Below are 12386 nucleotides of genomic sequence, written 5' to 3' on the forward strand. Positions count from 1 at the left end.
ACGTGCTAGACGAGGATATGCGCGGAGAAAACGCCTGGCAGACCTTCGCCGCCGCGATCAGCGCGACGGGAACGGACGATCACGTCGACCGGCTGATCGACATGATCGGCACCATCGTCTCGCCCGACCTCATCACCGTCACGCGCTATTCGGCGACCCGCCGGCCGGAATTCGTCAAGCATCGCGGCTATTCCGAGGCGATGGTCGCGCGCTACCTGGAGACCTATTACGTCTTCGACCCCTTCTATGCCCATTGGCGGGGCGAGCGGCGCACCGGCATCGTGCCGCTCAAGAGCCTTGCCGGCGACCGCATGAAGCGCGGCCGCTACATCGCCGAGTTCCTCGCCCAGTCGGAGATCTGCGACGAGATCGGCGTGCTCCTGGAGGATGGCGACGACTGGTGCCTCGGCATCTTCCTCGACCGTTCGCGCCAGCCCTTCCGCGATGCCGATATCGACCTGCTCCGCGAACGCTTCCCGGTCTTCGCCGCCCTGCACGCGCTCGACACGAGGACGCGCCAGCCCTCCTACCGCCGCAGCGCCGCGCCCGCCCTGCCGGGCGCCGTTCCGGCCAACGGCCCGGTGCTGTCCGCCGCCCTCTGGCCGGAGCTTTCCGCCCGCGAGATGGAGCTGGTCGAGCTGGTGCTGAACGGCCACCCGACCGCCACCGTCGCCGCCCGGCTCGGCATTGCGCCCGGCACGGTGAAGAACCATCGCGCCCGCATCTACGAGAAGCTCGACATCACCACCGAGCGCGAGCTCTTCCTGCAGTTCTTCCAGCGCAGCCAGCCCCATTGAGGCCGTTGACAGCTGTCAACGCCGCGCGGCTGCCCATGGCTCTCTGGCTCTCCGGCTCCCTGGCTGTTGTCCGATCTTCCACGCGCCCACCTCCACGTCCACGACCGTCCCGACCTCCCTCCGTCATCCTCGGGCTTGACCCGAGGATCCATGTGCCACCGAGATTGTGGATCCCCGGGTCAAGCCCGAGGATGACGGAGGAGAGGTTGGCGGGCTTGGCGGGCGGCCTTTACCTCCGCGGTCCGTCTCTGTGCCGGCCGCTGCCTTGGCGTTCATTGCCGCCGGCTGGGTTCGACCCCTTTGCCGCCGTTCCACGTTTCACTCCCCGACCGGCACATAGCCGCGCCGGCATTTTTGCGCCGCAAGCCGCTCGGCATCCCGCCATGCGTCCGCAAGGCTTCGCTTCTCCTCCGCGCGCTCGCGCGAGAAGACGCCGATCCGGCCCCATTCGCGCAGCAGGAGCACGGTGCCGAACAGGTCGCGCGTCACCGTCAGGCGATAGAAGCGCTGCATGTTGCGGGCCGCATCGCGGCGTTCGAAATGGCTTGACCGCGTCTCTTCCATGGGGCGAGTCTCGCCGGCGGGGCGAATCCCGTCCAACGACTTTTTGGAATCCGTGGCGGCGCATCGATTCACGATGCTGATGGATCGGGCGGTTGACAGCTGTCAACGCGGGCCACGGTGGGGAAGGGCGGGGAAGAGAATCGGCGGCGGCGGCAGGGGATTTCTCGCCGGCCCGGCGGAACGGCCGTCCGGCGCGCCGCGGGGCGGAGTCAGAATCCGGTGGATGACGCGCCGCGGCAAGCCGCCGGAGTCCTGATTCTCCGGGATTCCGGCCTCTTCCCGTTAAGGTTTCGTTAACCAAAAAACGCTTGACGCGACTCGGAACCTGTCCCACCGTCTGTTACGGAACCGGGCGAAGATTGTGATTTTCGCCGTAACTGCCAGAAGCCTCTGTAGATTTTCCCGCCCGCGCATTTCCCCGGGGTGGAGAATCGGAGAGAGTATAGGCAAGGCGATCCACCGGGCATGAGGGCCCTTCGGATCGGGGAATGAACGGAGACTGCCGATGGCCAAGCCGTCGCACACAGCCCTTGGAGAATCCATGTCGACGCTTCGCCCGGCCGACGAAACCATTGCGGAGGATGCGCAGGCGCTTTCCGTGCAGCTCCAGGCCATGCGCGACCGGCTGTTCCCGCCGACCTCGCAGAAGACGCTGCGCAGCTTCACCTCGGGCGAGGCGGCGCGGCTGATCGGCGTCTCGGACGGCTACCTCAGGCAGATCTCGCTGGCGGGGGAGGGGCCGGAGCTCGCCACCGGCCCGGGCGGGCGGCGCATGTATTCGCTCGCCGACATCGACGCATTGCGCCATCACCTCGCCGAGCAGGCGCGCGCCAAGGGCAATGCGGCAAAGGCCCGCTCCTATGTGAAATGGCGCGATCCGGCGCGCGGCGAGCACCTGCAGGTCATCTCCGTCACCAATTTCAAGGGCGGTTCCGGCAAGACGACCTCGTCCGTGCATCTCGCCCAGCACCTCGCCATGACCGGCCACCGGGTGCTGGCCATCGATCTCGACCCGCAGGCCTCGCTCTCGGCGCTCTTCGGCTACCAGCCGGAGCTCGACCTTGCCGGCAACGACACGATCTACGGCGCGATCCGCTATGACGGCGAGGCCCGCCTCTTGTCCGCCATCGTGCGAAAAACCTATTTCCACAATCTCGACCTCGTGCCGGGCAATCTGGAACTGCAGGAATTCGAGCATGCGACGCCGCGCGCGCTCGCCGAGCGGCGGGCAGGGGAGGCGCACGGCCTGTTCTTCACCCGCGTGCAGGCGGCGCTCGCCTCGGTCGCCGACGACTACGACGTCGTCGTCATCGACTGCCCGCCGCAGCTCGGCTACCTGACGCTGTCGGCGCTGTGCGCCTCCACCTCGGTCATCGTCACCGTGCATCCGCAGATGCTCGACGTCGCCTCGATGAGCCAGTTCCTGTTCATGACCTCGGACCTGCTCGGCGTGGTGCGCGAGGCGGGCGGCCAGCTGAACTTCGATTTCCTGCGCTACCTCGTCACCCGCTACGAGCCGCATGACGGGCCGCAGGCGCAGATCGTCGGCTTCCTGCGCTCGCTCTTCGGCAACCGCGTGCTGACATCGACCATGCTGAAATCCACCGCCGTCTCCGATGCCGGCCTCACCAAGCAGACGCTCTACGAGGTCGGCCGCGAGAATTTCTCCCGCGGAACGTACGACCGGGCGATGGATTCGCTGGAAGCCGTCAACAGCGAGATCGCCCAGCTCGTCCACACCGCATGGGGACGCGCATGATGACCGGCCGCGACCGCAAGAATTCGATCAAGGCGCTGTTCGGCGGGGACATCCTGCCGGCCGGAACCGAGCGGGCGCCCGAGACGAAGTCGCTGCCGCCGTCCGCCGAGACGCCCAGCCCGCCGGGTCGCGCCGCCTCCGGCGCCGTGAAGGCGATGGGCCTGACGCTCTCCTCCATCACCCGCGAGGCGGAGGAGGCGCGCGCGCTGCGCCAGGCCCTGGAGGAGGGCGAGCGCATCGTCGCGCTCGACACCGGCTCGATCGACGCCTCCTTCGTCAGCGACCGGCTCTCCGACGAGGAGCGCGACGATCCGGACTTCCTCGCGCTCGTCGAGAGCATGCGCGCGAACGGCCAGCAGGTGCCGATCCTCGTGCGCCCGGCGGCGGACGGGGCAGGGGAGGGGCGCTACCAGGTTGCCTACGGTCACCGCCGCCTGAAGGCGGCCCGCCGCCTCGGCGTCAAGGTCAAGGCGATCGTGCGGCCGCTCACCGACGACGAGCTGGTGCTCGCCCAGGGCAAGGAGAATGCCGAGCGGCGCAATCTCAGCTTCATCGAGCGCGCGCTCTTTGCCCATACGCTGGTCGCGCGCGGCTTCGAGCGCCGGCTCGTCGGCGATGCGCTGGCGGTGCAGAAGAGCGAGCTGTCGCGGCTGCTCCAGGTGGCCGAGGCCGTGCCGCTGCGCTTCATCTACGCCATCGGCCCGGCGCCGAAGGCGGGGCGCGAGCGCTGGATGGCGCTCGGCGCGCTGTTTTCGGCCGGCAACGGGGCGGAGATCGAGAAGGCGGACGACGAGACGACCTCGCAGCGCTTTGCGGCGGCGGCGAGCGACGAGCGCTTCCAGATGCTGTTCGACCGGCTGCTGCGCCCGGCGCGGAAGGCGGCGCCGGCGGCCGAGGAGATCGTGCGGGCCGACGGCGCGCTGCTCGCCAAGCTCGAGCGGAAGGGCAAGGCGGTGCGCCTTTCCTTCGCGAAGGATGTCGATCCGGCCTTCATTGCGGCGCTGACGGGCCGCCTGCGGGAGGATTATGCGGTCTTTCTTGCCGAAAAGGCGCAGAGGGACTGAGCGGAAAGCCACCTGATTCGGCCGTGTGAGCGGCCGGCAAAGACCTGAGAAACCAGCGAAAGGAAACGCGGAGACAAGAAAAAAGGCCCCCAAAACGTCACCATTTCGGAAGCCCTCTTCTATGTAGCAATTCGAGAGAATCACTTCCGACAGTCAAAGTCAAGAGTCGTCCGGCCGAGGTGCCGCGCGAAACGAAGAACTTCGTCTGCCTGATGGCCGGCGTTGACGGGACCTCCTTGCCTCGGAAAAGGGGACCCGACAATGATGGAGCAGATTGCAACGACGCCTTTCGGCGGCGGACGGATGAGCGCGCGCCTTTTCCTGAGGCAGCGCGCGGCGGCCGAGCGGCAGGAGAAGCTGCGCGCCGGCGCGGGCGGCAATGACGGCGGGCGGGCCGACAAGTGGCAGCTCATGCGCGCCGTGACGGAGGCCCGGCGGGCCTACGGCATCGGCGACCGCACGATCAGCGTGCTGGAGGCGCTCGTCTCCTTCGCCAGCGAGCGCGAGCTCGACGGCACGGCGCCGATCATCGTCTTTCCCTCCAATCGCGAGCTTTCGCTGCGCGCGCGCGGCATGGCCCCGGCGACGATCCGGCGCCATCTTGCGGCGCTCGTCGAGGCCGGCCTGATCTTCCGCCGCGACAGCGCCAACGGCAAGCGCTTCTGCCGCCGCGACGAGACGGGCGGGCTGGAGGATGCCTTCGGCTTCGACCTCGCGCCGCTGGCGCTGCGGGCCGGCGAGATCTTCGAGGCGGCGGAGGCCGTCCGGGCGGAGGACCGGGCACAGCGGGCCCTGCGCGGCGAGGTGACGCTGCACCAGCGCGACATCGCCAAGATCATCGCCACGGCCCTGGAGGAGGGCAGGGGCGGCGACTGGCTCGATTATTCCGCGCGCCTGGCGGCGCTTGCCGCCGGGCTCGGCCGCCGCGCCGCCCTGGGTCTCCTCACGGATCGGCGCACGGCCTTGCAGCGCCTTCGGGCCGAGGTGGAAAACGCTTATCTCTCAAGCCTTTCGGAAGAAGAAATGAGCGGCAGTGACCTTCAGACTGAGCAGCATATACAGAATTCAAACACAGACCAGAATCTTGAATCCTGCGGCCGAGAAACTCAAACGGCGAAGGCCGTGAACGCGGCAAGGCCCGCGCCGGAGCAGAAGATGGCGATCAGCCTCGACCGGCTGATCAGGCTTTGCCCGGATATCGCCGATTACGGGCGGGACGGGGTGACGAGCTGGGCCGATCTCCTGGCGGCGGCCGATCTCGTGCGCGCCATGCTGGGCATTTCGCCCGATGCCTGGCGGAAGGCCAAGGCGGCGATGGGCGAGCAGGCGGCCGCGGTGGTGATCGCCGCCCTCCTGCAACGCGGCGAGGCGATCCGCTCGCCCGGCGGATACCTGCGCGATCTCACGGAAAAGGCCGGCCGCGGGGCGTTCAGCATCTATCCGATGCTGCAGGCGCTGGAACGGGGGGAGGGCAGGCGCATCTAGAGCAGTTTGCCTTTCCTCGGATCGCGGAAAGGCATCCGGATGCCCGTTGCCAGCCTCGGCCCGAGGCGGTCATGCGCGCCAGGCGAGGATCGTCATGACGACAGGTGTGCCGACCACGGTGCCGACGATGGTGAACAGGGGCCCATAGATCAGCGCGCTCAGGACGACGAGGGACGCGCATTGCCCGATCCCGTCCTTCAGGCAGTTGTGCGGATCGCCCTCGAAGAGGCCATAGACGGGAAGAAACAGCCCCGCGACGACCAGGCTGGCGACGAAGGCGAGGATGGCGGACAGGAGCAGGAGACCCAGGGTGCGCATCCTGCCGGGATATAGCGCTTTTGCGCGCCGATCAACGATCGGCCGCCGCCTTTCGAAAGCAAGGCCTCCTGCCGGGCAGCGGCGGTTGCGCGTCAACGGAACGGTAATCTGTTTGGGCAAACATGGCTTCCGGGATTGCGCAAACCGACGCCGGCCCGAAGACGGCAGCCAAGGCCGCTTCCCGCGGCATTCCGCGCTTTGCCTGGCTGTTCCTGCCAATGAAGGATAAGGCAACGTTATCCGCTCTTATTGGGTTTGGACGAGCCGTGCGGAATCTCTCGCTTTTATAATGAAAAGCGCACTACTCGGTACGCCTGGCCGGAAGCGGCCACGGCTGGATTTGCGCGCACCGTCCTCTGCATCGATCGCTTCGCAGACACGGACTGTCCGGATGGGGCTTCGGACTGCCGGTGCCGGAACGTTCGGCATGGGGGCTTTGCGGACGCGACGGGCAGGTCGGCGGTGGCGGGGCGGCCTTCCTGAAAAAAGACGGGGCCGCAGATCCCGTATGTTGCGGGCGGCGCGTTGCGGACCAATATAGAGGGCAAGTTCAACCCGCATTTGGAGCCGGTCGTGACAAGTCCCTATGATGTTCTCGGCGTTTCGCCCGGCGCGACGGCGGCCGAGATCCAGAGTGCGTATCGCAAGCTTGCCAAGAAGCTGCACCCGGACCTCAATCCGGGCGACAAGGCAGCGGAGGACAAGTTCAAGGAGGTCGCCGCGGCCTATGACCTTTTGGGCGATGCGGACAAGCGCAAGCGCTTCGACGCGGGCGAGATCGACGCCGCCGGCGCCGAGCGCCCGCCGCGCCAGGGCTATTACCGCGACTATGCCGGCGGGCCGGCGGACCATCCCTATGCGGATGCCTCGGCCTATGCCGACTTCATGGACGGCGACGACATCTTCGCCGACCTCCTGCGCCGCAGCCAGAAGGGGCGGGCGAACCGGCGCGGCGCGGACCTGCACTACCGGTTGGAGATCGCCTTTGCCGATTCCATTGCCGGGGCGACGCGGCGCATCACGCTGCCGGACGGCGGCACGCTGGACGTGAAGATCCCGCCGGGCCTGGTCAGCGGCCAGGTGATCCGGCTGAAGGGCAAGGGGGCGCCGGGCGGCGGCGGGGCGGGCGATGCGCTGATCGAGGTGGAGGTGCTGGCCGATCCGCGCTTCACGCGGGAGGGCGACGACATCACGCTCGAGCTGCCGGTCTCGCTGGGCGAGGCGGTTCTGGGCGGCCGGGTGCGGGTTCCGACGGCCACGGGCGCGGTGACGATGACGGTTCCGAAGGGCTCGAACACGGGCACGACGCTGCGGCTGAAGGGCAAGGGGGCGCCGCGCCGGGGCGGGGGCTTCGGCGACCAGCTGGTGCGTCTGAAGGTGGTTCTGCCGAGCCCGCCGGACCCGGCGCTGGAGGCCTTCGTGGCCGGCTGGGCGAAGGGGCAGGCGTTCAATCCGCGTGAGGAGGCCTGATCATGGCGATGAGCAAGGAGGCGTTCCTGGAGAGCGCCGGGCTGAAGGGGCAGGTTGTGGACGTGTGGATCGCGCAGGAATGGCTGGTGCCCGAGCAGACGCCGTCGGGCCCGCGGTTCCGGGAGATCGACATCGCCCGGGCACGTCTGATCCTGGAGCTGCGCGCGGGCCTCGGCGCGAACGATGCCGGCATCGACGTCATCCTGCACCTGATGGACCAGCTGCACGGCATGCGCCAGGCGCTCGACGCCCTGCGAAGGCACGTCGGCGAGACTAGGGACTGACGGCGCGCAGCCGCGGCTGACGGAGGGGAGCGGGAATCGAACCCACCCGGGACAGGCGCGCTGCCCCGACCGGATTTGACATCCGGCCCCGCGCGACTTCAGGCAGGGCCTTGCGTCTCCATCCGGCGGATGCAGGGCGGACTGGTCTGTCGATCTGATCGAAATGGACGCTGCCCCGCGGTCCGGTCCGCGATAGGAAGGGCCGAGGCACGGGGAGTGGATCGGCAGATGGATGAATTCGACTATGTGATCGTCGGCGCGGGCTCGGCGGGCTGCGTGCTGGCGAACCGCCTTTCCGACGGCGGGCGCCACCGCGTGGCGCTGCTGGAGGCCGGCGGCAGCGACCTGAACTTCTGGGTGCGCATGCCGATCGGCTACGGCAAGGCCTTCTATCACCGGACGCTGAACTGGAAGTACCTGACGGAGCCGGTGCCGGGCTTCGACGGCCGCCAGTCCTACTGGCCGCGCGGCAAGGTGGTCGGCGGATCCAGTTCGATCAACGCCATGGTGTTCATCCGCGGGCAGGCCGAGGATTTCGACGGCTGGCGCGCGCTCGGCAATCCGGGATGGGGCTATCAGGACGTGCTGCCGCTGTTCCGGCGCATGGAGGACAATGCCGCCGGCGCCGATGAATGGCGCGGCAAGGGCGGGCCGCTGACCGTCACCAATATCGAGGATGTCGTGCACCCGCTCTGCCGGAACTATCTTGCCGGCGGCGTCGAGGCCGGCCTGCCGCGCAATCCGGATTTCAACGGCGCGACGCAGGAGGGCATCGGCATCTACCAGATCACGACGCGCAACGGCTTCCGCTGCTCGGCGGCGACCGCCTATCTCGCCCCCGCCCGCAGGCGGGCGAACCTGCGCGTGATCACGGCCGCGCAGGCGACGCGCGTGCTGTTCGACGGCAAGCGGGCGGTCGGCGTCGAATACCGGCAGGGCGGAGAGACCCGCCAGGTCCGCGCGCGGCGCGCGGTCATCCTGTCGGCCGGCGCGGTCAACACGCCCCAGCTGCTCCAGCTTTCCGGCGTCGGCGATCCGGACCTCCTGAAGCGCCACGGCATCGATGTCGTGCATGCTGCGCCGTCGGTCGGGCGCAACCTGCAGGACCATATCGGCTTCGACCATCTCTACAGGAGCCGCCAGCCGACGCTCAACGACGTGCTGCGGCCCTGGTGGGGGCGGCTGCGGGTGGGGCTGCGCTATGTGCTGACGCGGGGCGGCCCGCTCTCGCTCAGCGTGAACCAGGGCGGCGGCTTCTTCCGCACCGGCCCGGAGCGCACGCGCCCGAACATGCAGCTCTATTTCTCCCCCGTCAGCTATACCCGCGCCCTTCCCGGCCGGCGGGCGCTGATGAGCCCGGATCCCTTTCCCGGCTTCCTCGTCGGCGTGTCCAATTGCCACCCGACGAGCCGCGGGCAGCTCGCCATCCGCTCCGCCGATCCCTTCGCCGCGCCGGAAATCCAGCCGAACTACCTTTCGACGGAAGAGGACGTGCAGGAGCTATTGGAGGCCGCGCATTTCCTGCGGCGCCTTTCGCGGACCGGCCCGATGCGCGAGATCATCGAGGAGGAGATTCGCCCGGGTGCCGGGATTCTTGACGACGAGGCGCTGATCGCCGACATCCGCGCGCGCTCCGGCTCGGTGTTCCATCCCTGCGGCACCTGCGCCATGGGGCCGGATGCGGCGGCGGCCGTGGTCGATCCGCGCCTGCGCGTCCACGGGCTGGAGGCGCTGCGCGTCGTTGATGCCTCGGTCTTCCCGCGCATCACCGCGGGAAACCTCAACGCACCGACCATCATGGTGGGCGAAAAGGGAGCCGACCTCATCCTTGCCGATGCGCGCTGAGGCGCGGGCGCGGTTCAGGCGCCGATGCGGCTGCGGCCTTCCGCCTTGCGCATGTCCTTCAGGACCGCGCCGAGCGTTTGCGCCGCGCCTGCGATCATGCGCGGCGGGGCGGAGCTGAAGCCGAGGACGAGGCCGCGCTGGCGCACCGGCGTGATGGCGAAGCGGCCGATCGGCGAGACGAGCACGTTGCGCTCGGCCGCGCGACGGGCGACGGCAAATTCGTCAAGGCCCTCCGCCAGGCGGCCGATCGTGTGGAAGCCCGTTTCGGTGGGCGCGACCTCCAGGAGGCCCGCCATGTGGCGCGCCGCCCCGTCGAGCAGCGCCTCCAGCCGTTCGGCGTAGACGCGCCGCATGCGGCGGATATGGCTGGCGAAATGCCCGCATTCGATGAAGCTGGCGACGACCGATTGCAGGCTGGCGGGCGAGCCCTGCAGGGTCGCCCCGGCGATGCGGTAGAAGACGTCGACCAGGCCCGGCGGCGCGACGACATAGCCGAGGCGCAGCGCCGCGAACAGCGTCTTCGAGAAACTGCCGACATAGATGACGCGGCCGGACGTATCGACGCTCTTCAGCGTCGGCGGCGGATGGCCGGCATAGTGGAACTCGCCGACATAGTCGTCCTCGATGATCCAGGCGCCGGCCCGTTCGGCGGCGCGCAGCAGCTCGAAGCGGCGCTGCAGGCTCATCGTCACGCCGAGCGGATGCTGGTGGGCCGGCGTCACGAAGGCGAGGCGGAAATCCGGCGCCACCTCCAGCCCCTCGGCGACGTTGATGCCCTCCTCGTCGATGCCGAGCGGCACCAGCCGCGCGCCGGACGAGATCAGGCTGTTGCGCGCGCCGATCGCGCCGGGATTCTCGATCCAGACGGCATCGCCGGGGTCGAGCAGGGTGTTGCCGATGCGGTTGAAGGCGTCCTGCGCGCCGTTGAAGATGAAGACCTGTTCCGGCTCGCAGGTGATGCCCCGGTTGGCGCGCAGATGCATCGCCACGGCCCGGCGCAGCTCCATCAGCCCCTCGGCCGGCGGATAGCCGAGCAGGAGGTTGCGCGGCTGGCGCCAGTAGCGCGCGACCATGCTCGCCCACAGCGCCATCGGGAATTCGTCGAAGGCCGGGATGCCGGTGATGAAGGGGCGCGGGTTCTCCGGATGGGCGAGGCGGGGAAAATAGTGCTCGGAGGCGTCCGCGCTGAGCTGGGCAAGGCGCGGCGGGCTGCGGATCTCGTCTCCGGCCGGGCTTGCCGGGACCGCGGCCGGCCGGCCGTCGCGCAGCGTGTCCGTGACATAGGCGCCGGCGCCGATGCTGGAGCGGAGCAGCCCCTCGGCGGCAAGCTGCTCGTAGACGCTGATCGCCGTGGTGCGCGAGACGCCGTGGTCCTTCGCCAGCGTGCGGCTGGAGGGCAGGCGCTCGCCCGGCTGCAGCTTTCCCGAAAGGATCATGTCGCGCAGCGCCGAAGAGAGCTGGGCGCTGATGGGCGTGCGCGAACCGCGGTCGAACTGCAGCGTGGGCAGCAGCGCGCCGCCCGGATATTTTACCATCTCGCCCTCCGGCCTGTCGTCCCGCCGCAATAATGGTCCGCTACGAAAAGCAAAGTGGACCTTCTCGCCCGAATATTTTCCGATGATTGTCGGACCAGTTCGCGGCGTCAAGGGTCTATCCGCCCAAGGCGCCTTCGCCCACCAGACAGACCGGACCGCCATGAAGATCAAGCGCATCGAGACCTTCTGCAACCGCCATGTCGGCTTCGTCCGCATCACCGACGAGACCGGCGCGACCGGCTGGGGCCAGGTCTCGACCTACAATGCCGACATCACATCCGAGGTGCTGCACCGCCAGGTCGCGCCCTATACGGTCGGCGCCGAGATCGCCGATCTCGACGATCATCTCGACCGCATCTTCGAGCGCGAGCACAAGTTCCCGGGCTCCTATCTCTGCCGCGCCTTCTGCGGCCTCGACACGGCGATCTGGGACCTGCGCGGCAAGCTGGCGGAAAAGCCCGTCGCGGCGCTGCTCGGCGGCTCGGCCGGCCCGCTGCGCGCCTATGCCTCCTCGATGAAGCGCGACATCACGCCGGCCGACGAGGCCGAGCGCTTCAGGCGCCTGCGCGGCGAATACGGCTTCGACGCCTTCAAGTTCCGCGTCGGCGCGGAATGCGGGCGCGACCGGGACGAATGGCCGGGCCGGACGGAGGAGATCATCCCGGCGATCGCCCGGGCCGTCGGCGCGGAGGCCGATCTCCTGGCCGACGCCAATTCCTGCTATTCCCCGGCCCGCGCCATCGAGGTCGGCAGGATCATGCAGGACAACGGCCTCGTGCACTACGAGGAGCCCTGCCCCTACTGGGAGCTCGAACAGACGCGGCAGGTGACCGAGGCGCTCGACATCGACGTCACCGGCGGCGAGCAGGACTGCGACCTCGCCACCTGGCGGCGCATGATCGAGATGCGCGCCGTCGACATCGTGCAGCCGGACATCTGCTATCTCGGCGGCATCAGCCGGACGCTGCGCGTGGTGCGCATGGCCGCGGCCGCCGGCCTGCCGGTGACGCCGCACGCCGCCAACCTCTCTATGGTGACGCTCTTCACCATGCACCTGCTGCGCGCCATCCCGAACGGCGGCAAGTATCTCGAATTCTCCATCGAGGGCGAGGACTACTATCCCTGGCAGGACGGCCTCTTCCGCTCGTCGCCCTATGCCATCGTCGGCGGCAGGGCGACGGTGGGCGAGGAGCCCGGCTGGGGCGTGGAGATCGATCCGGAATGGCTGGCGCGCTCCAGCTACCAGATGAGCGAGGCGAACTGAG

General features: G+C 68.8%; 11 protein-coding genes. 8 read left to right on the top strand and 3 right to left on the bottom strand.

Going from position 1 to position 12386, the window contains the following annotated elements:
- Positions 1 to 17: 17 nt before the first annotated feature.
- Entirely contained in the window at positions 18 to 797 is a 780-nt protein-coding gene (locus MUU56_RS19720; protein WP_244769145.1) for a helix-turn-helix transcriptional regulator, read from the top strand.
- A gap of 318 nt (positions 798 to 1115) precedes the next feature.
- Here the strand turns inward: MUU56_RS19720 and MUU56_RS19725 are convergent, their stop codons facing one another.
- Positions 1116 to 1361 (bottom strand): WGR domain-containing protein, encoded by a 246-nt coding sequence (locus MUU56_RS19725; RefSeq protein ID WP_244768993.1) that lies wholly within the window; start codon positions 1359 to 1361, stop codon positions 1116 to 1118.
- Positions 1362 to 1866: 505 nt separating this feature from the next.
- On the opposite strand from MUU56_RS19725, the gene repA reads away from it, so the two are divergent.
- From repA to repC, 3 genes are all read left to right on the top strand, one after another.
- Positions 1867 to 3120, top strand: coding sequence for a plasmid partitioning protein RepA (repA, locus tag MUU56_RS19730; protein WP_398432613.1), 1254 nt, complete (start codon positions 1867 to 1869; stop codon positions 3118 to 3120).
- Positions 3120 to 4184 carry a plasmid partitioning protein RepB gene (gene repB, locus MUU56_RS19735; protein WP_244769146.1) on the top strand — a complete coding sequence of 355 codons (1065 nt, stop codon included), beginning with the start codon at positions 3120 to 3122 and terminating at the stop codon, positions 4182 to 4184. The genes repA and repB overlap by 1 nt, the downstream gene beginning before the upstream one ends.
- Before the next feature lie 261 nt (positions 4185 to 4445).
- Positions 4446 to 5669 (top strand): plasmid replication protein RepC, encoded by a 1224-nt coding sequence (gene repC / locus MUU56_RS19740; RefSeq protein ID WP_244768995.1) that lies wholly within the window; start codon positions 4446 to 4448, stop codon positions 5667 to 5669.
- Positions 5670 to 5738: 69 nt separating this feature from the next.
- Here repC and MUU56_RS19745 read toward each other — a convergent pair whose 3' ends face one another.
- Positions 5739 to 5987, bottom strand: coding sequence for a hypothetical protein (locus MUU56_RS19745; protein ID WP_244768996.1), 249 nt, complete (start codon positions 5985 to 5987; stop codon positions 5739 to 5741).
- A 573-nt stretch (positions 5988 to 6560) separates the two neighbouring features.
- On the opposite strand from MUU56_RS19745, the gene MUU56_RS19750 reads away from it, so the two are divergent.
- From MUU56_RS19750 to MUU56_RS19760, 3 genes are all read left to right on the top strand, one after another.
- On the top strand, positions 6561 to 7457 hold the full coding sequence (locus tag MUU56_RS19750; RefSeq protein ID WP_244768997.1) for a DnaJ C-terminal domain-containing protein: 897 nt from the start codon (positions 6561 to 6563) through the stop codon (positions 7455 to 7457).
- 2 nt (positions 7458 to 7459) lie between these two features.
- Entirely contained in the window at positions 7460 to 7741 is a 282-nt protein-coding gene (locus MUU56_RS19755) for a chaperone modulator CbpM (protein WP_244768998.1), read from the top strand.
- Positions 7742 to 7969: 228 nt separating this feature from the next.
- The gene (locus tag MUU56_RS19760; RefSeq protein WP_244768999.1) at positions 7970 to 9586 is read left to right on the top strand and encodes a GMC family oxidoreductase; all 1617 of its coding nucleotides are present in this window, start codon (positions 7970 to 7972) and stop codon (positions 9584 to 9586) included.
- Between the two features lie 14 nt (positions 9587 to 9600).
- Here the strand turns inward: MUU56_RS19760 and pdxR are convergent, their stop codons facing one another.
- Positions 9601 to 11121 (bottom strand): MocR-like pyridoxine biosynthesis transcription factor PdxR, encoded by a 1521-nt coding sequence (pdxR, locus tag MUU56_RS19765; RefSeq protein ID WP_244769000.1) that lies wholly within the window; start codon positions 11119 to 11121, stop codon positions 9601 to 9603.
- Between the two features lie 82 nt (positions 11122 to 11203).
- Here pdxR and MUU56_RS19770 point away from each other — a divergent pair, with 82 nt between their 5' ends.
- The gene (locus MUU56_RS19770; protein ID WP_244769001.1) at positions 11204 to 12385 is read left to right on the top strand and encodes a mandelate racemase/muconate lactonizing enzyme family protein; all 1182 of its coding nucleotides are present in this window, start codon (positions 11204 to 11206) and stop codon (positions 12383 to 12385) included.
- Position 12386 lies beyond the last annotated feature (1 nt).

Source organism: Shinella yambaruensis (assembly GCF_022899355.1).
Taxonomy (GTDB): Bacteria; Pseudomonadota; Alphaproteobacteria; order Rhizobiales; family Rhizobiaceae; genus Shinella; species Shinella yambaruensis.